Source organism: Lysobacter korlensis (assembly GCF_042434515.1).
The window spans coordinates 1-24268 of record NZ_JBHLTG010000004.1; the positions used below are offsets into that span (position 1 = coordinate 1).

22 protein-coding genes are annotated in these 24268 nt (G+C 67.6%); 14 read left to right on the forward strand and 8 right to left on the reverse strand.

Going from position 1 to position 24268, the window contains the following annotated elements:
* Window positions 1–26 precede the first annotated feature (26 nt).
* From ACFFGH_RS16545 to ACFFGH_RS16560, 4 genes are all read right to left on the reverse strand, one after another.
* Complete coding sequence (locus tag ACFFGH_RS16545; protein ID WP_386670286.1) at window positions 27–773, reverse strand: 2OG-Fe dioxygenase family protein; 747 nt, start codon at window positions 771–773, stop codon at window positions 27–29.
* Window positions 770–1303: an MAPEG family protein gene (locus tag ACFFGH_RS16550; RefSeq protein WP_386670288.1), complete on the reverse strand. Its 534-nt coding sequence runs from the start codon at window positions 1301–1303 to the stop codon at window positions 770–772. The genes ACFFGH_RS16545 and ACFFGH_RS16550 overlap by 4 nt, the downstream gene beginning before the upstream one ends.
* 25 nt (window positions 1304–1328) lie before the next feature.
* The gene (locus ACFFGH_RS16555) at window positions 1329–3092 is read right to left on the reverse strand and encodes a M28 family metallopeptidase (protein WP_386671244.1); all 1764 of its coding nucleotides are present in this window, start codon (window positions 3090–3092) and stop codon (window positions 1329–1331) included.
* 121 nt (window positions 3093–3213) lie between these two features.
* A complete protein-coding gene (locus ACFFGH_RS16560) occupies window positions 3214–3882 on the reverse strand; it encodes a DUF4097 family beta strand repeat-containing protein (RefSeq protein WP_386670290.1) in 669 nt (222 codons plus the stop codon).
* Here ACFFGH_RS16560 and gpmI point away from each other — a divergent pair.
* The 3 genes from gpmI (at window position 3881) to ACFFGH_RS16575 (ending at window position 8470) form a co-directional block, all read left to right on the forward strand.
* The gene (gene gpmI, locus ACFFGH_RS16565; protein WP_386670292.1) at window positions 3881–5566 is read left to right on the forward strand and encodes a 2,3-bisphosphoglycerate-independent phosphoglycerate mutase; all 1686 of its coding nucleotides are present in this window, start codon (window positions 3881–3883) and stop codon (window positions 5564–5566) included. The two genes, ACFFGH_RS16560 and gpmI, sit on opposite strands and share 2 nt — an antisense overlap.
* Entirely contained in the window at window positions 5563–6786 is a 1224-nt protein-coding gene (locus ACFFGH_RS16570; protein WP_386670294.1) for a murein hydrolase activator EnvC family protein, read from the forward strand. The genes gpmI and ACFFGH_RS16570 overlap by 4 nt, the downstream gene beginning before the upstream one ends.
* A 136-nt stretch (window positions 6787–6922) precedes the next feature.
* On the forward strand, window positions 6923–8470 hold the full coding sequence (locus ACFFGH_RS16575) for a S41 family peptidase (protein WP_446686154.1): 1548 nt from the start codon (window positions 6923–6925) through the stop codon (window positions 8468–8470).
* Between the two features lie 113 nt (window positions 8471–8583).
* On the opposite strand, the gene ACFFGH_RS16580 is transcribed toward ACFFGH_RS16575, so the two are convergent.
* On the reverse strand, window positions 8584–8904 hold the full coding sequence (locus ACFFGH_RS16580) for a DUF1820 family protein (RefSeq protein ID WP_386670296.1): 321 nt from the start codon (window positions 8902–8904) through the stop codon (window positions 8584–8586).
* 82 nt (window positions 8905–8986) lie between these two features.
* Complete coding sequence (locus ACFFGH_RS16585) at window positions 8987–9679, reverse strand: rhomboid family intramembrane serine protease (RefSeq protein WP_386670297.1); 693 nt, start codon at window positions 9677–9679, stop codon at window positions 8987–8989.
* Window positions 9680–9890: 211 nt separating this feature from the next.
* On the opposite strand from ACFFGH_RS16585, the gene ACFFGH_RS16590 reads away from it, so the two are divergent.
* A complete protein-coding gene (locus tag ACFFGH_RS16590; protein ID WP_386670299.1) occupies window positions 9891–11258 on the forward strand; it encodes an OmpP1/FadL family transporter in 1368 nt (455 codons plus the stop codon).
* Between the two features lie 309 nt (window positions 11259–11567).
* Here ACFFGH_RS16590 and putA read toward each other — a convergent pair whose 3' ends face one another.
* Window positions 11568–14780 carry a bifunctional proline dehydrogenase/L-glutamate gamma-semialdehyde dehydrogenase PutA gene (putA, locus tag ACFFGH_RS16595; protein ID WP_386670301.1) on the reverse strand — a complete coding sequence of 1071 codons (3213 nt, stop codon included), beginning with the start codon at window positions 14778–14780 and terminating at the stop codon, window positions 11568–11570.
* 473 nt (window positions 14781–15253) lie between these two features.
* On the opposite strand from putA, the gene coxB reads away from it, so the two are divergent.
* Genes coxB through ACFFGH_RS16620 form a run of 5 tightly spaced genes read left to right on the forward strand, consistent with a single transcriptional unit; the run spans window position 15254 to window position 19468 of the window.
* Window positions 15254–16147, forward strand: coding sequence for a cytochrome c oxidase subunit II (gene coxB / locus ACFFGH_RS16600; protein WP_386671248.1), 894 nt, complete (start codon window positions 15254–15256; stop codon window positions 16145–16147).
* Window positions 16148–16197: 50 nt separating this feature from the next.
* Window positions 16198–17820 (forward strand): cytochrome c oxidase subunit I, encoded by a 1623-nt coding sequence (ctaD, locus tag ACFFGH_RS16605; RefSeq protein WP_386670302.1) that lies wholly within the window; start codon window positions 16198–16200, stop codon window positions 17818–17820.
* Between the two features lie 8 nt (window positions 17821–17828).
* Window positions 17829–17963, forward strand: a complete 135-nt coding sequence (locus ACFFGH_RS16610) for a hypothetical protein (protein ID WP_386670304.1) — start codon at window positions 17829–17831, stop codon at window positions 17961–17963.
* Entirely contained in the window at window positions 17960–18559 is a 600-nt protein-coding gene (locus ACFFGH_RS16615; protein WP_386670305.1) for a cytochrome c oxidase assembly protein, read from the forward strand. Before ACFFGH_RS16610 ends, ACFFGH_RS16615 begins: the two co-directional genes overlap by 4 nt.
* 30 nt (window positions 18560–18589) lie before the next feature.
* Window positions 18590–19468: a cytochrome c oxidase subunit 3 gene (locus ACFFGH_RS16620; protein WP_386670307.1), complete on the forward strand. Its 879-nt coding sequence runs from the start codon at window positions 18590–18592 to the stop codon at window positions 19466–19468.
* 111 nt (window positions 19469–19579) lie between these two features.
* Here ACFFGH_RS16620 and ACFFGH_RS16625 read toward each other — a convergent pair whose 3' ends face one another.
* Window positions 19580–19864 (reverse strand): twin transmembrane helix small protein, encoded by a 285-nt coding sequence (locus ACFFGH_RS16625; RefSeq protein ID WP_386670309.1) that lies wholly within the window; start codon window positions 19862–19864, stop codon window positions 19580–19582.
* Here ACFFGH_RS16625 and ACFFGH_RS16630 point away from each other — a divergent pair.
* Genes ACFFGH_RS16630 through ACFFGH_RS16650 form a run of 5 tightly spaced genes read left to right on the forward strand, consistent with a single transcriptional unit; the run spans window position 19853 to window position 24225 of the window.
* Window positions 19853–20596 (forward strand): SURF1 family protein, encoded by a 744-nt coding sequence (locus ACFFGH_RS16630; RefSeq protein ID WP_386670311.1) that lies wholly within the window; start codon window positions 19853–19855, stop codon window positions 20594–20596. The genes ACFFGH_RS16625 and ACFFGH_RS16630 overlap by 12 nt on opposite strands.
* Window positions 20593–21180: a redox-active disulfide-containing membrane protein gene (locus ACFFGH_RS16635; protein WP_386670313.1), complete on the forward strand. Its 588-nt coding sequence runs from the start codon at window positions 20593–20595 to the stop codon at window positions 21178–21180. The genes ACFFGH_RS16630 and ACFFGH_RS16635 overlap by 4 nt, the downstream gene beginning before the upstream one ends.
* A gap of 13 nt (window positions 21181–21193) precedes the next feature.
* The gene (locus tag ACFFGH_RS16640) at window positions 21194–22384 is read left to right on the forward strand and encodes a COX15/CtaA family protein (RefSeq protein ID WP_386670315.1); all 1191 of its coding nucleotides are present in this window, start codon (window positions 21194–21196) and stop codon (window positions 22382–22384) included.
* Window positions 22381–23301: a heme o synthase gene (locus ACFFGH_RS16645; protein ID WP_386670316.1), complete on the forward strand. Its 921-nt coding sequence runs from the start codon at window positions 22381–22383 to the stop codon at window positions 23299–23301. The genes ACFFGH_RS16640 and ACFFGH_RS16645 overlap by 4 nt, the downstream gene beginning before the upstream one ends.
* 54 nt (window positions 23302–23355) lie before the next feature.
* Window positions 23356–24225, forward strand: a complete 870-nt coding sequence (locus tag ACFFGH_RS16650) for a calcium-binding protein (protein WP_386670318.1) — start codon at window positions 23356–23358, stop codon at window positions 24223–24225.
* Window positions 24226–24268: the final 43 nt, after the last annotated feature.

Sequence of the window (24268 nt, forward strand, 5' to 3'; positions counted from 1 at the left end):
TTGACGATCCGCCCGCTTGCCCGCGCTCAGCGGTCCAAGGCCGTGTAAGTGACGACCATCACGTCGCGATACGCGGGAAGCGACGGGTCGAACGCCTTAACAGGTGTAACCCCATGGAGGATGCGGCGGTCGTTGACGAGTGCGGCGTCCAGCGGCCGTTCCAAAGTGAACGAGCCCAGCAGCAGTCCGTCGGGCCGGTGCACGGTCGTGGTTCCGCTTGAGATGTTGACCCGGTCGATCAGGGCGACAAACACCCAGTCGACGCCGTCGCGGTGTGCGCCTTCCGGAGTGGGCTCGCCTGCTTGGTCGAGGTGCGCTTCGATCCGGAACTGATGGACCTCGACGCGCCATTCCCGCGGGGTAGCACCGTCGTCGAGCGCGTCAAACGCATCGCCTCCGAACTTGACCAGCGCCTCGAGCGCACGGCTGGCGGCGACCCGAGGCTCCAGCGGCTCGAACCATCGCTCGATCCCGCCCTGCAGGATGTTGTTCTCGACCGTCTGAAAGTGCGCCTGAGCGGGCTGCTGCTCAAGCACGCCGGACGGATGCAGTCGGAACACGCCGTGGCGCCGGAGACGCCGGCGGCCGGTCGCCGCGAGGTAGGGGTCGATGGCGAGTCGGTTCCAGCTCTCTGCGAAGGCTGCCCAATCGCTGAGGTCGCCCGACGCGAGCAGTTGAGTCCGCAGTTCGCCCCCGCGCAGGAACGCGAAGCCGTCGCGTTGGAGCTGCCCAAGTGCTTCGGGCTGCTGCGATTGTTCAGAGCGCGGCTTCACGGCGACGCTGGCACAGTCGCAGTCGCAGCCGCAGCCGCAGCCGCCCAGGCGGCCTGCGCAAGCAGCGCGATCACGCACGCAAAGGCCGCGGCCCAGACAAGGCTGCGCAGTGTCGATCGCCCTGTCAGGTAGAAGATGCCGAAGCACAGGCGCAGCAGTACAAACGCGACTGCGAGCGATGCAATCGTGGTGTGATCGACCCCGGCGACCTGCGCAAGCACGACGCCTGCGGCGAACGGTCCGAACGCTTCAAAGCTGTTCTGGTGCGCCGCGTTCGCCCGTTGGGTGCGCGGATCGGTCTGGTGCGCGAGCCATATGCGCGGGTCGCGGTTGTCGTAGCGGTCGCCGCCGGCGCGCGGCAGCTTTGCGACGAGAATCCACAGGTACGGCTGCAGCGCGGCTGCGAGCACGCACCAGTAGGCAATCGATATCGACATGCGGCTCACCGGATCGCGGGTGCACAGGCTACCCAACGATTTCGCTCGCCGCAGCAACAGTGTGGGCCGCGCCGGTTGCGCCGCGACCGCCAACTGACGGCCGCGGGCGCTCTCGGCCCTACGGAGCCCCGGACGGCGAGGTAGCGGCAGCTTCGCCGCGCTGGGCCTGCAGCCGGTCGCCGGCCGCGCGGAAAGCGTTGCCCTCGTACCACTTCGGCCAGCGCTCGTTACCCGAAAGTTCGCGGCCCACCGCGTACAGCGCTTCCAGGTCCTGCACCACGCCAGTCACGTTCCACGACGCGTCGTACTGATCAGAGGGCTTGTGGTAGCGGTTGTCGCGGTAATCGACCTGGGCGGCCTGCCCGGCGCCGGTGCCGCCCTCAATCAGATCCTCGCCGCCTTTGGCGTACAGCGCGGGCACGCCCGCTTTGGCGAAGTTGAAGTGATCGGAGCGGAAATAGAATCCGTCTTCCGGCGTCGCTTCAGCATGCAGCACCCGGCCCTGTCCGTCGGCGGCGGTCTTGAGCATGTCCTCCAGCTCGGAGCTGCCGAAACCGACGACCGTCATGTCGCGCGACGGCCCCAGCACCGGCATCGCATCGAGGTTGATCACCGCGACCGTCTTCTCGAGCGGCATCGACGGATGTGCGACGTAGTACTTCGAGCCGAGCAGGCCGGACTCCTCGAGCGTGACCGCAAGGAACACGACGCTCCGATCCGGCTTCGGATTCTGCGCAGCGAATGCACCGGCAATTTCGAGAATGCCGGCGACGCCGGTCGCGTTATCGATCGCACCGTTATAGATCGCGTCCTCACCGGCCGCCGGCGCGGGCTCACCCTCGTGCGCATGATTGCCCAGGTGATCCCAGTGCGCCATATAGACGATCGCCTCGTCCGGGCGCTTCGCTCCCGGCAGCTTTGCGACCACGTTGCGCGAACTCTTGCGGCTGATCTGGCTGTCGAGCTCGAGCGACGCGCTCGCATCAAGCGGGATCGCCTTGAAACCGCGCTGGTTCGCCGCGCGGTACAGCCCGTCCAGGTCGTGGCCGAGGTCGCGCAGCAGCGTCCGCGCCGCATCCGCGCTGATCCACCCCTGCGCCGGCAGACGCGGTTCCGGATCGTCCGAGGCGGGCAGGTCGAACTGGGCGCCCGACCAGGAATTCTTCACCACGTCCCAGCCGTACGACGCCCCTTCGGTGTCATGGATGATCAGCGCCGCGGCGGCGCCCTGGCGCGCGGCCTCCTCGAACTTGTAGGTCCAGCGCCCGTAGTAGGTCATGCGCTTGCCCTCGAACAGCTTCGGGTCCTGCGCGTGGAAGCCGGGATCGTTGACGAGCATGACGACCGTCTTGCCCTTGACGTCCACGCCGGCGTAGTCGTTCCAGTTCTGCTCGGGCGCGTTGACGCCGTAACCGACGAACACGAGGTCGCTGTCCTTGATCGAGACTTTCTGTTGGCCGGTGCGCGTGCCGACCACCATGTCGGTGCCGAACTTGAGCTCGCGCGGCTTGCCGTCGACGTCGAGCCGCAGCACGGTGTTCGGGTCGGCCGTGCTCTCCACCATCGGCACGGTCTGGAAGTAGCTGTCGCCATTGCCGGGCTGCAGGCCCATGCGCTGGAACTGCGCCTTCAGGTACTCGACCGTTTTCTCCTCGCCGGCACTCCCGGGCGCACGGCCTTCGAACTCGTCCGATGCGAGCGTTTTCACGTGCGCGACGAAATCGTCGGCAGTGATCGTCGGCTGGAAGTTCGTTGCAGCGGCCTGGGGCGCAACCGCGGGTGCGGGCGCGGCAGCCGGGGCCGGTGCGCTTTCGCGGTCGCAGCCGCCGGCGACCAGCGTGCCGGCGACGGCAGCGGCAAAGAACAATCGATGACGGGACATGGCGCCTCCGGATCCGCCGGACCAGCCCGGCAACCGGGCCATTCTAGGCACGGCCCCGGTGATGACGGCTTGCCGGGACGGGCGGTTGGGGCCTCCCCGCCAGCGCACTCGACCCGGCGGATCAGTTCTTGTCGGGCGGCGTCGGCGTGCTGAAGCGGATCGCCTGGGCGCCGGTGATCGCGCCGGTCTTGGCCGAGTCGTGCACGTACAGCACGACGTCGCGTTCGAACACGAGCGGGCCGTCCACGCGCGCCTGCGGGCCGATCACGATCCGCGGCTTGCGCCGGATTCCCATGCCCAGCCACTGCGGCTGCTTCTCGACGCGAATGCCGCCGCGCACATGCGAGCCGACCCCGACGGTGATATCGCCGTTGACCGTGCTGATGCCCTTGTCGACGTCGGTATCGACCAGCCCGATCGCGCCGTTGACGGTCTCGACCGCGCCGCGCACCGCACCGCCGCGGTCGATGAAGATGCCGCCGTTGACGGTCCCGACATTGCCGGCCAGCGTGCTGCCGGGCCCGACCCGGATCGCACCGTTGACGGTTTCGACGCCACCCACGCGTGCGTTCTCGTCCACATGCACGCCGCCGTTGACGGTCTCGATACTGCCGGTGCGCGCGCTGGCCCCGACGCGGATGCTGCCGTTGACGGTTTCGAGCTGGCCGTAGCGGCTGCCGGCCTCGGCAGTGATGCTGCCGTTGACCTTCTCGATGTTCTGGTCGACGGCGAGGGCGGGCGAGGCGAGCGCAAGGCCGAGCGATGCGGCGAGGGCGGAACGCAGGAACATGGCAGGTCTCCGAGGCGGGGCGGGTAACAGCCGCGCATGCACGGCCGGGAGCGAGGCCGGGCTTCACCGGCCGCTTCGTTACAATCGCACTCCAGCCACCGCCGGGCACCTGCCCGAAGTCATTAGGACCTTGGACGTGTCAGATTCCGCCGTGCCTGCAATCTCCCCTGTCGTGCTGATGATTCTCGACGGCTGGGGCCACCGTGAAGAGACGGCCGACAACGCGCTGGCGCAGGCGAACCTGCCGAACTGGCGCGCGCTGCTCGGCGAATGCCCGAATACGCTGATCCATACCGAAGGCCGGCATGTCGGCCTGCCGGACGGGCAGATGGGCAACTCCGAGGTCGGCCACATGAACCTCGGCGCGGGCCGCATCGTCTACCAGGACCTGACCCGCGTCGACGCGGCGATCGAGGACGGCAGCTTCTATGCGAACGACGAGCTGCGCGCGGCCTGCGCAGCCGTGGGCCAGGGCGGCACGCTGCACGTGATGGGGTTGCTGTCGCCGGGCGGTGTGCACAGCCACGAGCAGCACATCTTCGCGATGCTCGAACTCGCGAAGCGCGAAGGCGTCGCCGATGTTGCCGTACATGCGTTCCTGGATGGACGCGACACGCCGCCGCGTTCGGCGCAGCCGAGCCTGGAGCGCCTGCAGGCCGTCTGCGAGCGGCTCGGCAACGCGCGCATTGCCAGCGTCAGCGGACGGTACTTTGCGATGGATCGCGACAAGCGCTGGGACCGCGTGCAGCGCGCCTGGAACGCGATTGTCGCGGGCGCGGCCGAGCACCGCGCGAACGATGCGCTGGCTGCGCTAGATGCTGCGTATGCACGCGGCGAGAACGACGAGTTCGTCGCGCCGACCGTGATCTCCGCCGGCACTGATGTTCCGGCAGGCGTGCGCGACGGCGATGCGGTGGTCTTCATGAACTTCCGCGCCGACCGCGCACGGCAGTTGACGGCCGCGTTCGTGCTGCCCGATTTCGACGGCTTCGACGCCCGTCGCCCGCAACTGGCGCGGTTCGTGTGCCTGACCGAATACGACGCCAAGCTGCCGGCACCGGTCGCGTTCGGCCCGGATGATCTGCGCAACACCCTCGGTGAAGTGCTGGCCGCCAACGGCCTGCGCCAGCTGCGCATCGCCGAGACTGAAAAGTACGCGCACGTGACGTTCTTTTTCAGCGGCGGACGCGAGGACGAGTACGCGGGTGAATCGCGCATCCTCGTGCCGAGCCCGAACGTCGCGACCTATGACCTGCAGCCGGAGATGAGCTGCCCCGAAGTCACCGAAAAGCTCGTCGCCGCGATCCGCAACCGCGACGTCGATGTCGCGATCTGCAACATCGCGAATCCCGACATGGTCGGCCACAGCGGCATCCTCGCTGCGGCGATCCAGGCTGCCGAAGCGGTCGACATCGCGATCGGCGCGGTGCGCGATGCGGTCCGAGAAGTCGGCGGCGCGCTGATCATCACTGCCGACCACGGCAATGTCGAAATGATGCGCGACCCGGACTCCGGCCAGCCGCATACCGCCCACACGATCGGCCCGGTGCCGCTGGTCTATTGCGGCCCGCGCGCGGCATCGCTGCGCAGCGGCGGCGCGTTGCGTGACGTTGCGCCGACGATCCTCGATCTGCTCGGCGTTGCGCCGCCGGCCGAGATGACCGGCGCCAGCCTGCTCGGATGACGCGTCACTTGCGTGCAGTGGCGTTCGCGCTGTGCACGCTGCTTGCGCTGGCGTTCGCGATTCCCGCCGCAGCGCAGTCCAGCCGCGAGGCCGAGCGCCGGCTTGCGAACGTCAAGCGTGAACTCGACGCCGTTGCCGCCGAGCGGCGGCGTCTGGAAGGCGAGCGTGGCGAAGCGGCCCGGCAGTTGCGCGCAGCGGATGAAAAGGTGGGCGAGACCGGGCGCCGCCTGCGTGATCTGGAGCAGCAACTCGCCCGCGACGAAGCTGCACTGGCAACCGTGCAGGAGCGCCGCGCGGCGATGCGTGCTTCGCTGGCCGGCCATCGGGCTGAGCTGTCGCAACTGCTGCGCGCGGCCTACGCACAGGGCGAAGCCGCGCCGTTGAAGGCGCTGCTCGCGCAGGACCGTATCGCCGACGGGCAGCGGTTGCTGGTCTATCACCGTTACCTGCAGCGCGATCGCGCCCAGCGGATCGGCCAGCTCGGCAGCGAACTGCGCCAGCTCGATGCGCTCGAGCGCGATGTCGTGCAGCGGCGAGCACAGCTCGATGCGATGCGTGACGCCCAGCGGCGCGAGCTCGCCGAGCTCGAACGTGCCAGGAAAGAGCGCGCGCGACTCGTGTCGCGCCTCGACGCGCGTTACCAGGACAGCCGATCACGCGAGCAGGCACTGGGCCGCGATGCGCGCGCACTCGAACAGCTGCTCAAGCGGCTGCGCGTTGCCGCGGCCGCCCGCAAAAAAGCCGAGCGCGATGCCGCGGCGCGCGCGGTGCGGCGTGAGCCGGCCCGGGCCGCGGGATCGAAGCGTGCGGCCGCGCCTGCCACCCGGGCGCCCGCGCCACAGGTTGGCGGCCTCGGCTGGCCTGCATCGGGCGCGCTGCTGGCCGGCTTCGGCGCGCGCATGCCCGACGGCCGCACGAGCGACGGTCTGCTGATCGGTGCGCCGGCCGGCAGTCCGGTCAAGGCGGTCGCCGACGGCAGCGTGGTCTATGCCGAATGGATGACCGGTTACGGTCTGTTGCTGATCATCGATCACGGCAACGGCTACATGAGCCTGTATGCCCACAACGACGCGCTGCTCAAATCGTCAGGCCAGCAGGTACGACGCGGCGACGCGGTCGCGACCGTCGGGACTTCCGGGGGGCACGGGCGCGCCGCGGTCTACTTCGAACTGCGCCGCAACGGCGCACCGGTCAACCCGGCCTCGTGGCTGCGGCGGTGAGCGGGCGCTGCAGCGCATCCACGGTGATCGGCCGGCTGCGGGTCGATGGCCTCCCCTTCGCGCTGGCCGTGGTCAACTGCGTGAACCGCCGCGCGCTGCCGCGGTCGAACCTTTTCCCGGTTTACGGAGTCGTTCCATGCCGATGCGTTCCCTTCTAGCGCTCGCGCTCGCCCTGGTCCTGATGCCTGCCCAGGCGCAGCAGGCCCCTGCCAAACCCAAGAGCGACGCTGCGGCACCGTCAACGGCGGCCGGCGCAGCGACGAAAGTCCCGGTCGACGAGATCCGCCGCTACGTCGAGGTCTACAACGCGATCAAGCAGGCCTACGTGGAGCCGATCGACGATGCCAAGCTGATGCAATCGGCCGTGCGCGGGCTGCTGTTCGAGCTCGATCCGCACAGCGTCTACATGCAGAAGGCCGATGCCGAGGACTTCGAAGAAGGCGCGCGCGGCGCGTACGAAGGCATCGGCGTAGAACTGCAGCGCCAGTCCGACGGCACGCTACGCGTGATAGCGCCGATCGACGGGACCCCGGCGGCCCGCGCCGGCATCAAGTCCGGCGACGTGATCGTTGCGATCGACGGCAAGCCGTTCAAGGTCGACGAAGGCGACAGCTCGGCGCCGCTGCGCGGCAAGGCCGGAACCCAGGTCACGCTGACGATCCTCCGTCAGGGCACCGACAAGCCGCTCGAGATTCCGGTGATGCGCGAGACGATCCGCATCGCGAGCGTGCGCGGCCGCATGCTCGAGCCGGGCTACGGCTACCTGCGCATCAGCGCGTTCCAGGCCGACACTGCCGCCGATTTCGAGCGCGAGCTGGCAGCGCTCAAATCGAAGGCGGGCGGGAAGTTGCGTGGCCTGGTGATCGATGTGCGCAGCAATCCCGGCGGACTGCTGACTGCGGCGGTGCAGATTGCCGATGACCTGCTCGAACGCGGACAGATCGTGAGCACGCGCGGCCGGATCGCGATCACCGATGCGCAATTCGCTGCGACACCCGGCGATCGCCTCGATGGCGCGCCGGTCGTGGTGCTCGTCGATGCGGGCTCGGCAAGCGCGTCCGAGGTGCTGGCGGGCGCATTGGCCGACAACGGGCGAGCCCGCATCGTCGGCAGCCGCACGTTCGGCAAGGGCTCGGTGCAGACGTTGCTGCCGCTCGACAACGGCGACTCGGTGAAGCTGACCACCGCGCGCTACTACACGCCCAGCGGACGCTCGATCCAGGCGTCGGGCATCGCGCCCGATGTGGTCCTGCAGGCCGAGGGCGATGCCACGCGCCGGCCGCGTGGACGCGTCAGCGAGGCGAGCCTGCCGGGGCATCTGAGCGGCGAGAAGGAAGGCGAGAACTCGCAGGCAGGCGAGGTACTCGAAGGCGAGGCCCCGATCAGTGCAGCACTTGTGGAGCTGAAGCGGATTGCGGCACCGGGCTCGGCGCCGGCGGCAGCGACTCCGGCTCCGGTCTCGGCTCCCACAGCACCCGCGTCGGCTCCGACTTCAACGGCGCCGAACCCGGCCCCGACTCCTGCACCGCCGAATCCCGCTTCGGCTCCGACTCCCGCAGCACCGACTCCTCCAGCACCGGCTTCGGCTCCAGCGGCGCCGACTCCAGACGCAGCTTCGAGCCCGGCCCCTACCTCCGTTCCCTCTAAAACCACGCCGCCACCGGCTTCACCGCCGAAGCCCTAACCGACTAATTGCCTCGAATGCGCTGCTGACGCCGCGGCGGTGCCGCACCCGCATCACCGGTGATGCGGGTGGGCGCGATTACCTAGGCACCGCGATGACGGCGCCGACCCGGCTCAGCGCGGTTTTGCAGGCAGAGGGAACGGGGTTACGACCTTTTCCCCGGTCGCGGCATCGCGGATCGCCGACTGGCGTTTGTGCTCGACCTCCTCGACACGCACGATGCTGTGCATCGGCAGGTGCAGCACCCGGGTATTGCCGAACTCGTCGCGTAGTCGCTCCTCGGTCGGGTCGATCACGAGCCCGTCGTGAACGTCGAACACGAGCTCGCCCACCTCCGTGAAGCCCCACAGCGCGCCTGAGGCGACGTGGCGCGCGTACAGCTCGTACACCTTGCCGGCGTTAAGAAAGGTGACTTTGTAGAGCGGCTTGGGCATGGAGGTCGGACAGGTGGCAGGGAGCCGTTACCGCCCAGATGGGGCGTCCGACGCCGGCTTTCAACGCGGACGGGCAGCGCCTCTAATAACCGCGTCGTCTCCGCAGCCGGCGCGCGATGCCGCCCCGCGCGAGCAATGCGAACGCGCCACCAAACGCGAAGCCGGCAAGGTGCGCCGACCAGGCCACCGCGCCGAACGCCGGGCCGATGAACGTATAGATGAGTTGCAGCGCCGCCCAAAGACCGATCAGCAACGCAGCCGGAGCGCGCACGAACTGCAGATACAGGCCCAGCGGCAGCACCACGCCGAGCCGGGCGGCCGGGAACAGCGCGAGGTAGGCTCCGATCATCGCCGACACCGCTCCGCTGGCACCGATGATGAGCCGATCGGGCGAGCCGATCGCGATGACCGCGGCGAGGTTCGCCGCCGCTCCGCCGAGCAGGAACAGCCCCAGCAGGCGCCACGGACCCATCGCGCGTTCGGCGGGTAGGCCGAAGATGAGCAGGAACAGCAGGTTACCGAGCAGGTGCGACCAATCCGCATGCAAAAACAGCGCGCTGACCAGGCGGCCCAGCGTGCCGTCGCGGGCCGCGTCCACCCAGGCCGCCGGCTGGTTCAGCCCGCTCGACAGCGCTCCCCAGTTCAGTACGAGCTGGCGCTGCTGGGCATCGGGCAGCAGCACGGCGGCGATGAAACTGCCCCACAGCAACGCGAACAGCAGCGGCGTAGCCCACCGCAGCGGGGCCTTGTCGCGCGAAGGGAGCGCGATGAACATCGTCACTTCTGACGGGCCCGAGCGGTGCGTGAATCTGAGATGGCGGCCCCACTGGCAATTGTTACCTTCAGGTTAAAGCCCGCGCTATAGTGCATACGATGTCGTACGTTGGGGCGGGGAGGCGGACGCGACAAGCGCGTCGGCTGCCGCGGCGACGGCATGCCCTGAGCGCCACGGCTTCCAGAACATATTCCAGCGGAGATTACACCTCATGCAGTACGCACACCGCATTACGCGCCTGTCGGCGCTCGCGATGGGCATTGCCGGCGCACTCGCGTTCGGCCAGGTCCACGCTTCGGGCTTCCAGCTCAAGGAAAACAGCGTCAAGTCGATGGGAAGCGCATTCTCGGGCTCGGCGGTTGCGAAAGATGACACGTCGGTCGTCGTCAACAATCCGGCGTTGATGACCCGTTTTACCGGCACCGCGGTGCAGACCGACCTGTCGGTGATCAACGTCGATTCCGAGTTCAGTGGCGGCGGCTTCGATATCACCGGCCGCCCGCTCAGCGGCAGCAACGGTGGCGATGTGGGTGACCCCGCTGCCGTACCGGCGATGTCCGTCGTGCACAAGTTCGACAACGGCCTTGCGGTGGGCGCAATGGTCAGCGCGCCGTTCGGCCTGAAGACCGAGTACGAGCGCGATTTCGTGGGCCGTTACTACGCGATCGAGTCGGGCCTGGAGATCGTCAACCTGACGCTTTCGGCCGCGCTCGACGTCGTGCCGGACCGCTTCTCCGTTGGCGCAGGCCTCGTGTTCTCGCGCGCCGACGTGACCCTGTCCAAGGCGGTCGATTTCGGCAGCCTGCTGTTCCTCGGCCTGCCGCCGGCGGCCCGCCCGACCGCGCCCGCGTTCGCGCGTCCGCAGGGATCGGACGGCTTCGCCGAGATCACCGGCGCCGACAACGGCATCGGCTGGGTGATCGGCGCCGCGCTGCAGGCGACCGACAAGCTCACGATCGGCTTCTCGCACCAGTCCGAAATCGATTACGACCTCGAAGGCGAGGCCGACTGGACCGTGCCGACACAGGCGCGCGCGACGCTCGACGCTGTCGGCCGTGCGGCACTGTTCCGCGACGGGGCGGTCACCGCCGACCTGACCACACCGTCGATCACCACGCTCGCGGTGAGCTACCAGTTCACGGATGCGTTCAAGCTGTCCACGACCTACGCCGAGACCGGCTGGGAGTCGCTGGAGGAAGTGCGGATCAACTTCGCCAATCCGGATCCGGATTCGGTCGAGGAGTTCAATTGGTCGACCACGCGCTTCATGGCGCTCGGTGGCGAGTTCAAGCTCAACGACGCGTGGATGCTGCGAGCCGGTTATGCGTACGACGAGACGCCGACCACGTACCAGTTCCGCACGCCGCGCCTGCCCGACGAGGACCGCAAGTGGTATTCGCTCGGTGCGACCTGGCAGTTCAGCGATGCGCTGCAGCTGAACTTCGCGTACACGCACATCAAGCCTGACAGGCCCGTGGTCGCGATCGTTACGCCGCCGGCGCAGGGCGGCCAGCGTCTGTTCGGTTCGTACGACAGCGCGGTCAACCTGTTCGGCGTCTCGGCGCAGTACCGCTTCTGATCGCAGCGGTTCGCAGTACCGAAAAGCCCCGCTTCGGCGGGGCTTTTTTGTTCTGGTCAGTGCTGCGTAAATCGGCAGCCGGTCGCCGGACCGTCGCTTTGGAACTCTGCGTTTGGCGTCGATAGCATCCGCATCCGCTGGTCGCTCGCCCGTGTGCAGCACACGCATGTCCCTGCGCCGCGTCATGCGTCCCTTCATCCCTCCGGCGACGCCCCGGCTTCCTGCGCCCGCTCGCCCTGCGCATCCGGTTGCACAGCCAAAAGAAAACCCCGCCGAAGCGGGGTTTTCCCGGCACGCCGGTTGCCCCGATCAGTCGCCGAGCGTCAGCAGCGATGCATTGCCGCCGGCGGCGGTCGTGTTGATCGTGATCGTCTTTTCGGTCGTGAACCGCGGCAGATAGTGCGGTCCGCCGGCCTTCGGGCCGGTGCCGGACAGCCCCTGGCCACCGAACGGCTGCACGCCGACGACCGCGCCGATCTGGTTGCGGTTGACGTAGCAGTTGCCGACCTTGATGCGAGACGCGATTTTCTCGATGGTTTCGTCGATACGCGAGTGGATGCCGAGCGTCAGGCCATAGCCGGTCTTGTTGATCGCATCGATCACGGCATCGAGCTGGTCGGCCTTCCAGCGCACCACGTGCAGCACCGGCCCGAAGATCTCCTTGTGCAGCACGTCGAGCGAGGCGATCGCATAGGCGCGCGGCGCAAAGAAGCTGCCATGCGCGCACGACTCGGGCAGTTCGACTTCCGCGATCTTCTTCGCCTCGCGGTCCATGCGCTGGGCATGCTCGCGCAGCATCGCGAGTGCGTCCTCGTCGATCACCGGTCCGACGTCGGTCGACAGCAGGCCTGGGTCGCCGACCTTGAGTTCGGCCATCGCGCCACCGAGCATCGACATGACCTTGTCGGCGATGTCGTCCTGTACGAACAGCACGCGTGCGGCCGAACAGCGCTGACCGGCAGAGGTGAATGCAGAGCTGACCGCATCCTTGATCACCTGCTCAGGCAGCGACGAGGAGTCGGCGATCAACGCATTCTGGCCGCCGGTTTCGGCGATCAGCACGCCGATTGCGGCATCGCGTGCAGCGAGCGCACGGTTGATCGCACGCGCGGTGTCCGTCGAGCCGGTGAACGCGACGCCCGCGATGCGCGGGTCGCGCGTGAGCGCCGCACCGACCGTCGCACCGTCGCCCGGCAGGAACTGCAGCACGTCCTCGGGCACGCCGGCTTCGTGCAACAGCTTCACGGCCGCATAGCCGACCAGGTTGGTCTGCTCGGCAGGCTTGGCGATCACGCTGTTGCCGGCCGCGAGCGCAGCGGCGACCTGGCCGGCGAAGATCGCAAGCGGGAAATTCCATGGCGAGATGCACACGAACACGCCACGACCGGAGAGCTGCAGCGTGTTCGACTCACCGGTCGGGCCTGGCAGCGGCTCGGGCTTGAACAGTTCGCGTGCCTGCGCGGCGTAGTAACGCAGGAAGTCCACCGCTTCCCGCACTTCGGCAACGCCGTCGGAGATCGTCTTGCCGGCCTCCTTCGTGCACATCGCGATGAAGCCCGCCATGCGTGCTTCCATGAGGTCGGCGGCATGCTCGAGGATCGCGGCGCGGCTCGCGGCGGGCGTCGTGTTCCAGCGCTCATGCGCGACGACCGCGTTGGCCAGCGCGCGCTCGACGGTCGCGCTGTCGGCAGGCTGCCACTCGCCGATCTTCTCGCGCCGGTCGGCGGGGTTCGTGACCGGCTGGGTCGCGTTGTACGTGCCCGCGCCCGGCACCAGCGGCGTGGCGCGCCAGGCCTGCGCAGTGGCGGCGTTGATCGCTTCCGAAAGCGCGCGCAGCTGGTCGTCGTTGGCGAGGTTCACGCCCATGGAATTGCTCCTGTCGAGGCCGTAGCTCCGGTACAGGTCGACCGGCAGCGGAATGCGGGGATGCGGAATGGATTCGAATGCCGAGACGATCTGCACCGGGTCGCGGACGAGGTCGTCGATCGCGACCTCCTCATCGGTGATGCGGTTGACGAAGCTGGAGTTCGCGCCGTTCTCGAGCAGGCGGCGTACCAGGTACGGCAGCAGGTCCTCGTGGCTGCCGACCGGCGCGTACACGCGGCAGGGCACACCGAGGCGATCGGCCGGGATTACTTCGGCATACAGGTCATCGCCCATGCCGTGCAGCTTCTGGAATTCGAGATGCCCAAGGCGGCCGAGCGTTTTCGCACGCTGATGGATCGCGGCGATCGTGTGCGCATTGTGCGTCGCGAACATCGGATAGATCGCATCGCCGGCCTCGAGCATGCGCCGCGCGTTCGCGAGATACGACACGTCGGTGTTCGGCTTGCGGGTGAACACCGGATAGCCCGCCTGACCGTCGACCTGCGCGCGCTTGACCTCGCTGTCCCAGTAGGCACCCTTGACTAGGCGCACCGGAATGCGGCGACCGGTCTTGCGAGCCAGGTCGGCGATGAACTCGATGACCTCCGGCGCGCGCTTCTGATAGGCCTGAATCGCCAAGCCGTAGCCTTCCCAGCCCTCGAGCGATGCATCGCAGTACGCACCGGCGATGACATCGAGCGACAACTCGAGGCGGTCGGCCTCTTCGGCATCGATTGTGAAGCCGATGCCATAGCCCTTCGCCAGTTGCGCCAGTTCGAGCACGCGGGGCGTCAGCTCGGCAATCACGCGCGCGCGCTTTGCGTGTTCATAGCGCGGGTGCAGCGCCGAGAGCTTGACGGAGATCGACGGCGCGGCGAACACGTCGGTGCCTGCGAAGTTGCCGCTGCGACCAATCGCATGGATCGCGTCGCGGTAGGCCTGCAAATAACGCAGTGCGTCCTTCGTCGTCAGCGCACCTTCGCCGAGCATGTCGAACGAGTAACGGTAGGCGGCGTTGTCGCCCTTGCGGGAGCGCGCAAGCGCTTCGTCGATCGTACGGCCCATGACGAACTGGTGGCCCATGATGCGCATCGCCTGGCGCACCGCGAGCCGGATCACCGGCTCACCGACGCGGCCGATCAGACGCTTGAACGCACCGTGCACGTCGCGCTTGGTGTGGTCAGCCAGATCGACGAGGTGGCCGGTCAGCATCAGACCCCAGGTCGAGGCGTTGACCAGCACCGAGTCGGACTGGCCGACATGGCGCTTCCAGTCGGCTTCGCCGAGCTTGTCGCGGATCAGCCGGTCAGCGGTGTCGGCATCGGGGATGCGCAGCAGCGCCTCGGCGACGCACATCAGCAGCACGCCTTCCTCGCTGCCGAGGTCGTACTGGCGCATGAAGGCCTCGATCGCGCCCTGGTCCGTCGCGCGGCGGCGCACCCGCGTGACCAGGTCGGCCGCGGTGGTCTGCGCTGCGCGCGCATCGGCGTCGGGCAGTCGCGCCTGTTCGAGGAGCCGATGTACATGGGCTGCCTCGTCCCGCACCCATGCGGCGGTGATCGCCGCACGCGGGCCGGTCGGGGCAGGGGGCAGCTCAGGGCTGATCAGCGCGGCGCCGGAGGCGGCCGTCTGGACGGGCGGGGAGTCGGAGAGCATCGCATCCACGGACTGGCGTGAAGAGCCGTATAGTCTAAGGCCGAGCGCTATCAGGACGGCGAGTGGCCTGACAGCGCGGGCGCCTGCAGCCTGAACAGCTCCAGCCCGGTTGGCCCAACGCGTCCGATGCTTTGCACGTGAAGGCCTGCAGTCTCAAATCCTGCGATTGCACTCCGCTTCAATGCGTTCTCGGGTTGCTGCTACCCGGTCGGACCGCTACCATTTCGCGGTTATCCGTAGCGCCTGCGGCCGTGGTCCGCCGAGGCGCGATAGACCCCGGACAAAGGCATGCGGGGTCTGCCAGTCACCTGATCCCGGACGGTCCCCCGCAACTGCGGGTGGCGCCGGGCGCGGCGGCCGGCGGAGCGAATGTCGCAACCACCCGACAACCAAGCTGATTTCAAGCTGTTCTATTGGGGCTCGAACTGATGAAAGCCGGTCGTTTCCAGCAGTGGGTCGCGGGTATCACCGCGATGGCGCTGCCGCTCCTCGCCTATGCACAGGAGGCGGTCACTGCGGCTAATGCGGCGCCCCAGCGCTGGCAACTGAACATGAATCCGGGTGTCACGCGGATTTCGGAGAACGCCTACGAGGCCCACATGCTGGCCTTGTGGATCTGCGTGGTCATCGGCGTGCTCGTGTTCGGCGCAATGGCCGTGGCGATGTTCAGGTTCCGCAAGTCGAAGGGCGCCGTCGCCGACCGCGACTTCACCCACAGCACGAAGCTCGAGATCCTCTGGACCGTCGTGCCGATCCTTCTGCTCGTGCTGATGGCGTTCCCCGCGACCAGCAAGCTGATCGCGATGTACGACACCCGCAACGCCGAGATGACCGTCAAGGTCACCGGTTACCAGTGGATGTGGAAGTACGACTATCTCGGCCAGAACGTCTCGCTGACGAGCCGTCTGGACCGCAAGAGTGACGAGATCCGCCAGAGCGGCGTCCAGCCGACGCTCGCCCAGCATGCGAACTACCTGCTCGACGTCGACAACGCCCTGGTGCTGCCGACCGAGACCAAGATCCGCTTCGTGCTGACCGCCGACGACGTCATCCACGCATGGTGGGTGCCGGCGCTGGGCTGGAAGCAGGACGCGATCCCGGGCCTGATCAACGAGGCCTGGACCGAAATCCCGACGCCGGGCATCTACCGCGGCCAGTGCGCCGAGCTGTGCGGCAAGGACCACGCGTTCATGCCGATCGTCGTCAAGGCGGTCCCGAGGGCGGAGTTCGATCAGTGGATCGCCGCCGAGAAGGCCAGGCTGACCCCGGCGGGCGTGAGCCCGGCGACCCAGGCGGTTCCGGGGCCGACCCCGGCCGCTGGTCGCCAGTCGGCCCCCGCCGTATCGGGCGCGACCCCGGCGGGCTGATCCGCCGCACGCTCCCTGCTGTCACACACGCACTTTTTTTGAGGTAGGCCATGGCTGCCACGCACCCCACCGCTGCCGATCATCACCACGATGACCACGGCCACCAGCAGGGCTTCATCGAGCGCTGGTTCTTCTCGACGAACCACAAGGACATCGGGACGCTGTACCTGATCTTCAGCTTCCTCATGTTCGTCGTCGGCGCGGCGATGAGCGTGGTGATCCGCGCCGAGCTGCTGACCCCGGGTCTGCAGTTCGTCGAGCCGATGTTCTTCAACCAGATGACCACGATGCACGCGCTGGTCATGATCTTCGGCGGCGTCATGCCGGCGTTCGTCGGTCTGGCGAACTGGATGATCCCGCTGCAGATCGGTGCGCCGGACATGGCGCTGCCGCGTATGAACAACTGGTCCTTCTGGATCCTGCCGTTCGCGTTCACCGTGCTGCTGATGACGCTGTTCTTCCCGGGCGGTGGCCCGGCCGGTGGATGGACGCTGTATCCGCCGCTGTCGCTGCAGGGCGGTGGTCATTTCGCGTTCGTGATCTTCGCCATCCACATGATGGGCATCAGCTCGATCATGGGCGCGATCAACGTCATCGCGACGATCCTCAACATGCGCGCCCCCGGCGTCGACCTGCTGAAGATGCCGATCTTCTGCTGGTCGTGGCTGATCACCGCGTTCCTGCTGATCGCCGTGATGCCGGTGCTCGCCGGCGCCGTGACGATGCTGCTGACCGACAAGTTCTTCGGTACCTCGTTCTTCAACGCGGCCGGCGGCGGCGACCCGGTGATGTACCAGCACATCTTCTGGTTCTTCGGGCACCCAGAGGTCTACATCATGATCCTGCCGGCGTTCGGCATCGTGTCGGAGATCATCCCGACCTTTGCACGCAAGCCGCTGTTCGGCTACCAGGCCATGGTGTACGCGATCGCCGCGATCGCATTCCTGTCGTTCATCGTGTGGGCCCACCACATGTTCACCGTCGGCATGCCGCTCGGTGGCGAGATCTACTTCATGTTCGCGACGATGCTGATCGCGATCCCGACCGGCGTGAAGGTGTTCAACTGGGTGACCACGATGTGGCGCGGCTCGCTCACGTTCGAAGCGCCGATGCTGTGGTCGATCGCGTTCGTCATCCTGTTCACGATCGGCGGTTTCTCGGGCCTGATGCTCGCGATCGTGCCGGCCGACTTCCAGTACCACGACACCTACTTCGTCGTCGCGCACTTCCATTACGTGCTCGTGACCGGCGCGCTGTTCTCGATCATCGCCGCGGTCTATTACTGGTGGCCGAAGTGGACCGGGCGGATGTTCAGCGAGAAGCTGGCCGGCATCCATTTCTGGGTCAGCATCGTGTTCGTGAACCTGCTGTTCTTCCCGCAGCACTTCCTGGGCCTGGCCGGCATGCCGCGCCGTATCCCGGACTACAACGTCGTGTTCGCGGACTGGAACCTGATCAGCTCGATCGGCGCGTTCGGCATGTTCAGCACGCCCTTCATCATGCTCTTCGTACTGTGGCACTCGCTGAAGTACGGCGAGAAGGCTGAGGCACGTTCGTGGGAAGGTGCTCGAGGTCTGGAGTGGACCGTGCCGAGCCCGGCGCCTCACCACACCTTCACCACGCCGCCGGTAATCCGCGACGGTGACCTCGCACACGGCGACATTACGCACTGAGTCGATCCATGAACCGCGCCCCGCAGACTGAGGAACAGGTGCGTGTACGCCGCCAGCGTGCACGTCGTACCGCGATCTGGATCGCGGTCGCGGCGGTTGCGGTCTATCTCGGCTTCATCCTGATCAATCTGCCCAGCCAATGACTTCCGGTGACACCCAGCGCAGCGTCCGCTCCGGACTGCTGAAGATGGTCGCGATCGCGTTTGCCGCGTTCGCCTTCAGCTTCGCGCTCGTGCCGCTCTACCGCATCGCCTGCGAGAAGGTGTTCGGTATCCGGCTCGAACGCGGCGCGGTCGAAGGCGAGGCGAATGCGGCGGTGGCGGCGGCGCGCGTGGTCACGGTCCAGTTCGATGGCGGTGTGAACTCGAAGTTGCCGTGGGACTTCCAGCCTAGCCAGCTGTCCATGCAGGTGCGTGTCGGCGAGCCGTACGAAACCACGTACTTCGCACGCAACATCAGTGGCCAGCCGGTAGTCGGCAGCGCCGTGCCGTCGGTCGCGCCTGCGCGCGCCTCAGGCTATTTCAACAAGACCGAGTGCTTCTGCTTCACCGCGCAGACGCTGCAGGCCGGTGAGACGCGCGACATGCCGGTGCGCTTCATCGTCGACCCGAGCCTGCCGGCCGACGTCAAGACGATCACGCTGTCGTACACGTTCTTCAAAAATGACGGACTGACTGCGAAAGCCGTCGCCGCTGCCGCCGCAGGCGGGAGCGCGACGACGCCGCGCTCGATGCCGTAACCCCAAGTAACAACCGATACGGAAGCCGACATGGCCCACGCCACCACGAACGACCCCAATATCTATTTCGTACCGCACAGCAGCCGCTGGCCGTTCTACGGGTCGATTGCCCTGTTCGTGACGATGATCGGGCTGGCGAGCTGGATGAACGAGACGTCCTGGGGCATGTGGACGTTCTTCGTCGGCGCCGCGCTGATGATCGGCGTGCTGTTCGGCTGGTTCGGTGATGTGATTCGCGAGTCGGTCGGCGGCAACTACAACCGCCAGGTCGACATCTCGTTCCGCATGGGCATGGTGTGGTTCATCTTCTCTGAGGTGATGTTCTTCGCTGCGTTCTTCGGCGCGCTGTTCTATGCGCGCCAGTACGCGCTTCCGTGGCTCGGCGGTGAAGGCGACGGCATGGCGACGAACAGCCTGCTGTGGGAAGGCTTCAGCGCCGCATGGCCGACCACCGGCCCGGGCCGGGTGGGCGGCGAATTCCAGACCGTATCGGCCTGGGGTTTGCCCCTGCTTAACACGCTGATCCTGCTGACGTCGGGCATCACGGTCACCGCCGCGCACCACGCGCTCAAGGCCGGCCACCGCAAGTCACTGCTGGTCTGGCTCGGCGCGACGGTCCTGCTCGGCATCGTGTTCCTGTTCTTCCAGGCCGAGGAATACATCCACGCCTACCAGGAGCTCAACCTGACGCTGGGCTCAGGCATCTACGGCTCGACGTTCTTCATGCTGACCGGCTTCCACGGCCTGCACGTGACGCTGGGCACCCTGATGCTCGCGATCATCTGGTTCCGCTGCCTCAAGGGCCATTTCTCGCGCGACGATCACTTCGGTTTCGAAGCTGTGGCGTGGTACTGGCACTTCGTCGACGTCGTCTGGCTCGGCCTGTTCCTCTTCGTCTACGTGCTGTAACCGGGCGCGGCACGCCGCGAACCGCAATACCGAAACGGGCCGGCATTGCCGGCCCGTTTTTTCTGAGCGCTCATTGCCGAGCGATTAGAATGCGCGTGGCGCCGCTACGAGTCAGGCGCCCACGCCGTGGGGCTCGATCCAGCCGAGCTTGATCGAGACCAGCACGATGATGATCAGGGCGACCGACAGCGCAATGCGACGTGTCAGCGCATTCACCGTGCGCTTGCTCTGACCCTTGTCCACGAGCATGTAATAGAGGCCGGCGCCGAGGTTCCAGACGATGAGAATCAAGAAGGCGACGATCAACAGCGTTTTCATCCAGCGGCTCCCGGGCGGCACCGCGGCCGCCGTCGCCGCATTATTGCAGCGGGCCGGAGTCACTGCGTGAGACGTCATGGGACGCTGATTGCTGGCTGGGCGTTTGCGCTCGTGCTGATCGCGGCGTTCAGTTCGCTTGGCGCTTGGCAATTGCGGCGCGGCGCAGAGAAACAGGCGGTGCTCGACGCTTCAGCCCGCGTGCTGGCGCAACGCAGCGCAGTCCCGTTGGCCGCAGCGCAGGATGCGCGCCTTTCCAGCGCGTACACATGGGCCGCGGGGCCAGGCCGGTTCGCGCCCGCGCCGCCGGTGCTGCTCGACAACCAGCAGCGCAACGGCCGCGTCGGCATTCGTGTCTTCCGCGTATTCCTGCCCGACAGTGGCGGCGAACTGCTGGTCGACCTCGGCTGGCTCGCGCTGCCCGGCGACCGCACCGTACCCGCGGCCGCGCTGGCCGGCGCACCGGTAGGCCAGGTGCAGGTGCGCGGCCTGCTCGCGCCTCCGCCGTCGCCGGGCCTCGCGCTTGGCGAACCGATGTCCAAGCGCGCGGTCGGCTCCGGTGAGGCATGGCTGGCCACGCGTATCGACCGCGCCGCGGTCGACGGGCAGCTCGGTGACCCGCAGCGCCCACTCGCACCGCGTGTGCTGCGACTGGATCCTGCCGTGCCCGGCGGCTTCGAGCGCGATTTGGTCCTGCTCGCGAACACGCTGCCGCCCGAAAAGCACCGCGGCTATGCGGTGCAGTGGTTCGGCCTGGCAATCGCGGCGTTCGTGACCGCCCTGATCCTGACATTCCGGAGGAAGCGCCGATGACCGAGTCCCGTCCCGCCACTTCCGCCCGCAATCGCAACCGGGCGGTGCTGCTCATCATCGTCGTGCTGTTTCTCGGCAGCCTTGCACTGGCCGGTGCGCTGCGCTTCAGCGGATGGCGCCCGAGCGGCATGAAGAACAACGGTGAGCTGCTCGACCCGCCGGGGGACCTGCGCACCGTCGTGCCGCGCCTTGCCGGCGGCAGCGAGTACCGCTGGAACCCGATCGAACGCACGTGGCGCATCGCAGTCGCCCCACCTGCCGATTGCGGGGACGAGTGCGCGAAGCTCGCGCGCCAGGTGGACACCGTCTGGCAGTTGTTCGGACGTGACGCCGACCGCGCGCATGTGCTGTGGATCTGCCCGACCAGCCCGTGTACCTATCCGGCGGGCGCGCCGCAGCCGGCGACGCTTCGGCTCGTCGAGCCTTCCGACGCGCTGCGCGCGGGGCTGCCGCGTGCAGGCACTTCGGGCGGCGTGCCCGTCTATGTGATCGACCCGAACGGGTTCGTGATCCTGCGGTACGCTCCCGGCTTCGACCCGGCGGGCCTGCGCGCGGACATGGCCAAGCTGTTGAAGCTGAAGTGACCCCGAGCCCCGCATGAGCACGCCCGCCGCATCCAAGCCGCCTTCGTACAAGTCGTTCCGCCGAATCGCCTGGTTCGCGGTTGCGCTTGCACTCGGCGTGATCGTGTTCGGTGCGTTCGTGCGCCTGTCGAACGCGGGGCTGAGCTGCCCCGATTGGCCGACCTGCTACGGTCGCGCCGCATGGCCGACGAGCGCGGGTGAGCACGCCGAGCAGGCGCTGACGGCGATCCGGCCGATCGAGCCGAGCAAGGCCTGGCGCGAGCAGTTCCATCGCATGATCGCCGGCGCGCTCGGCGTGCTCGTGTTGGCGCTCGCGCTGATCGCCGCCCGCCGACGCCGCTACGGCATCGCGCAGGTGCTTGTCGCTGCGGCGCTGGTCGCGGTGTCGATCCCTCTGTACATGCGCGCCGATTACGTCGCCGCGTCGGTCCTTGCGGCAACCGCCGAGGCGATCCTGCTGTTCGCGGCGCTGCGCTGGGATAACGCGGGTCTATCACGCGTGGCGGCGCTGACGCTCGCAGTGATCATCTTCCAGGCCCTGCTCGGCATGTGGACGGTGACCTGGCTGCTCAAGCCGATCGTGGTGATGGGCCACCTGCTGGGCGGGCTGCTGACGTTCTCGCTGCTGCTGTGGATGGCATGGCGCGCCACCGACCGCCCGATCCGGCTCGCCGATGCGTCGCGCCTGCACCTGCTGGTGATCGGTGGCCTGCTGGTGCTCGGCGTGCAGATCGCGCTCGGCGGCTGGACCAGCGCGAATTACGCGGCGCTTTCGTGTGGCGCAGGCGGCTGGCTTGCCGAGAACATGCATTCGTTCGATTTCCCAAAATGCGTGGGCCAGTGGTGGCCACCGCATGACTTCCGCGAAGGCTTCGTGCTCTGGCGCGGCATCGGCGTGGATTACGAAGGCGGGATCCTCGACGGCGAGGCCCGCATCGCGATCCAGCTCGCGCACCGGATGATGGCGGCGGTCGTGTTCGTGTATCTGCTCGCGCTCGCATGGCGACTGATGCGCACGCCCGGCATGCGCGGATGGGCCACGCTGCTCGGGCTGCTGACGCTGGCGCAGGTCACGCTCGGCATCGCGAACGTCAAGCTTTCGCTGCCGCTGTCGGTGGCCGTGCTGCATAACGCCGGCGCCGTGCTGCTGCTGTTCGTGCTGGTCACACTGCTTGCGCGCGTGCGCGCCCCGGGTCACGGATGAGCGCGACGATTCGCCAGTACTGGGACCTGACCAAGCCGCGCGTCGTGGCGCTGATCGTGTTCACCGCGATCGTCGGGATGTTCCTCGCAGTGCCGGGTCTGCCTCCATTGAAGGAGTCGGTGCTCGGATTCCTCGGCATCTGGCTGGCAGCGTCATCGGCGGCTGCGATCAACCAGCTGCTCGATTCGAGGATCGACGCGAAAATGGCCCGCACCTCGTGGCGGCCGATCGTGGCGGGGCAGATCACACATCGGCAGGCGCTGATCTTCGCGCTCGCCCTTGGCGCGCTGTCGATGCTGATCCTCGTGCTGTGGGTCAACTGGATCACCGCGCTGCTGACGTTCGCTTCGCTGATCGGGTACGCCGTGGTGTACACGGTGTATCTCAAGCGCGCGACGCCGCAGAACATCGTCATCGGCGGCATCGCCGGTGCCGCACCGCCGCTGCTGGGTTGGGCCGCGGTGACCGGCATGCGCAACGAGTGGGACTGGGCGCATGCACTGCTGCTGGTGCTGATCATCTTCGTCTGGACGCCGCCGCACTTCTGGGCGCTGGCGATCTTCCGCCGCGAGGACTATGCGCGCGCGCTGGTGCCGATGCTGCCGGTCACGCACGGGGTGACCTACACGCGCTGGCAGATCCTGTTCTACACCGTGCTGCTGGTCGTGGTGACGGTGCTGCCGTGGGCGACCGGCATGAGCGGGCTGTTCTACCTCGGCGGCGCATTGGTGCTCGGCGCGGTGTTTCTCGGCTATGCCTGGAAGCTCATGGATCCGCCCGATGAGCTGTACGCGATGAAGGTCTTCAACTATTCGATCGTGTACCTGATGGCGCTGTTCGCCTTCCTGCTGCTCGATCACTGGCTGATGCCGTGGCTCGAGCCGCCACCGCCGTTCGAGTTGCAGCCGCTGGCTTGAAGCGCGGCCTTCGCAACCCAACTTCGGCCGCAGACCACGGGCGGAGTGCGAGCGATGGAATGCAAGGCAACCTGGCGGCGCTGGCTGCTGGCCGCGTTGATGGCGGTGTCGATCGTCTCGTACGCTCGGCCGCCAGCGAGCGCCGGTTCGGACATTGCCGATGCTGCTCAGGCGATCCATACGCATGCCGGCGCGCACCGGTTGATCCTGCTCGGCGAGCTGCACGGCACGCGTGAGATTCCCGAGCTGGTGCGCTTGCTCGCTACGCGCTATGCCGCGCAGGGGCCGGTGCTGCTCGCACTGGAGATGCCGCATCGCGAGCAGGCATCACTCAACGCGTATCTGTCATCGAACGGCGACGCCCACGCGCGTGCCACGCTGCGTGCGCGCGCGTTGTGGCAGCGTGCTGACACCGACCACGACGGACGACGTAGCGAGGAGATGCTCGAGCTGATCGAGGCGATGCGCGTGCTGCGCGGGCAGGGTCGCGACGTCGCAATGCTCGCCTACGACACCGCGGCCGATGCCCCGCGCAATGATGCGAACGCGCGTGATCGCTTCATGGCCGAGGTCGTGCGCGCCGCACACGGCGCGTTGCCGCGCGGGCGGCTGCTCGTGCTCGGCGGCAACGTGCACGCGATGCTCGAACGGCCCGGCTACGCGCCACCGCAGATGCCGGTACCGATGGGTGCATACCTGCGTGATCTGCAGCCGGTATCGGTGCGGATCGGCGCAGCGGCAGGCGAGTTCTGGGCCTGCCGGCAGCCGCGCCCCTGCGGTGCGCTCGCCGTCGACGGATCGCCCGGTCACACCGGCCCCCAGCCGATGCCGTACACGTTCGGCGTGATGCTCGAACGCATGTCGGTCGCGCGGCTGATCGGCCGAGCAGACGATGCGGAAAATCGGCGCGCTGTCGGTCCGTAAGACATCGGCGTCCTGATGCCGGCGGGGGGTCTTCCTCACCGTC

Bases quoted from the DNA above. Each gene is read 5' to 3' on its own strand.
- ACFFGH_RS16555 (WP_386671244.1), bottom strand. From the start codon at position 3,092: ATGTCCCGTCATCGATTGTTCTTTGCCGCTGCCGTCGCCGGCACGCTG.
- gpmI (WP_386670292.1), top strand. From the start codon at position 3,881: ATGGCAGGTCTCCGAGGCGGGGCGGGTAACAGCCGCGCATGCACGGCC.
- ACFFGH_RS16560 (WP_386670290.1), bottom strand. From the start codon at position 3,882: ATGTTCCTGCGTTCCGCCCTCGCCGCATCGCTCGGCCTTGCGCTCGCC.
- ACFFGH_RS16570 (WP_386670294.1), top strand. From the start codon at position 5,563: ATGACGCGTCACTTGCGTGCAGTGGCGTTCGCGCTGTGCACGCTGCTT.
- ACFFGH_RS16575 (WP_446686154.1), top strand. From the start codon at position 6,923: ATGCCGATGCGTTCCCTTCTAGCGCTCGCGCTCGCCCTGGTCCTGATG.
- ACFFGH_RS16580 (WP_386670296.1), bottom strand. From the start codon at position 8,904: ATGCCCAAGCCGCTCTACAAAGTCACCTTTCTTAACGCCGGCAAGGTG.
- ACFFGH_RS16585 (WP_386670297.1), bottom strand. From the start codon at position 9,679: ATGTTCATCGCGCTCCCTTCGCGCGACAAGGCCCCGCTGCGGTGGGCT.
- ACFFGH_RS16590 (WP_386670299.1), top strand. From the start codon at position 9,891: ATGCAGTACGCACACCGCATTACGCGCCTGTCGGCGCTCGCGATGGGC.
- putA (WP_386670301.1), bottom strand. From the start codon at position 14,780: ATGCTCTCCGACTCCCCGCCCGTCCAGACGGCCGCCTCCGGCGCCGCG.
- coxB (WP_386671248.1), top strand. From the start codon at position 15,254: ATGGCGCTGCCGCTCCTCGCCTATGCACAGGAGGCGGTCACTGCGGCT.
- ctaD (WP_386670302.1), top strand. From the start codon at position 16,198: ATGGCTGCCACGCACCCCACCGCTGCCGATCATCACCACGATGACCAC.
- ACFFGH_RS16610 (WP_386670304.1), top strand. From the start codon at position 17,829: ATGAACCGCGCCCCGCAGACTGAGGAACAGGTGCGTGTACGCCGCCAG.
- ACFFGH_RS16615 (WP_386670305.1), top strand. From the start codon at position 17,960: ATGACTTCCGGTGACACCCAGCGCAGCGTCCGCTCCGGACTGCTGAAG.
- ACFFGH_RS16620 (WP_386670307.1), top strand. From the start codon at position 18,590: ATGGCCCACGCCACCACGAACGACCCCAATATCTATTTCGTACCGCAC.
- ACFFGH_RS16625 (WP_386670309.1), bottom strand. From the start codon at position 19,864: ATGACGTCTCACGCAGTGACTCCGGCCCGCTGCAATAATGCGGCGACG.
- ACFFGH_RS16635 (WP_386670313.1), top strand. From the start codon at position 20,593: ATGACCGAGTCCCGTCCCGCCACTTCCGCCCGCAATCGCAACCGGGCG.
- ACFFGH_RS16640 (WP_386670315.1), top strand. From the start codon at position 21,194: ATGAGCACGCCCGCCGCATCCAAGCCGCCTTCGTACAAGTCGTTCCGC.
- ACFFGH_RS16645 (WP_386670316.1), top strand. From the start codon at position 22,381: ATGAGCGCGACGATTCGCCAGTACTGGGACCTGACCAAGCCGCGCGTC.
- ACFFGH_RS16650 (WP_386670318.1), top strand. From the start codon at position 23,356: ATGGAATGCAAGGCAACCTGGCGGCGCTGGCTGCTGGCCGCGTTGATG.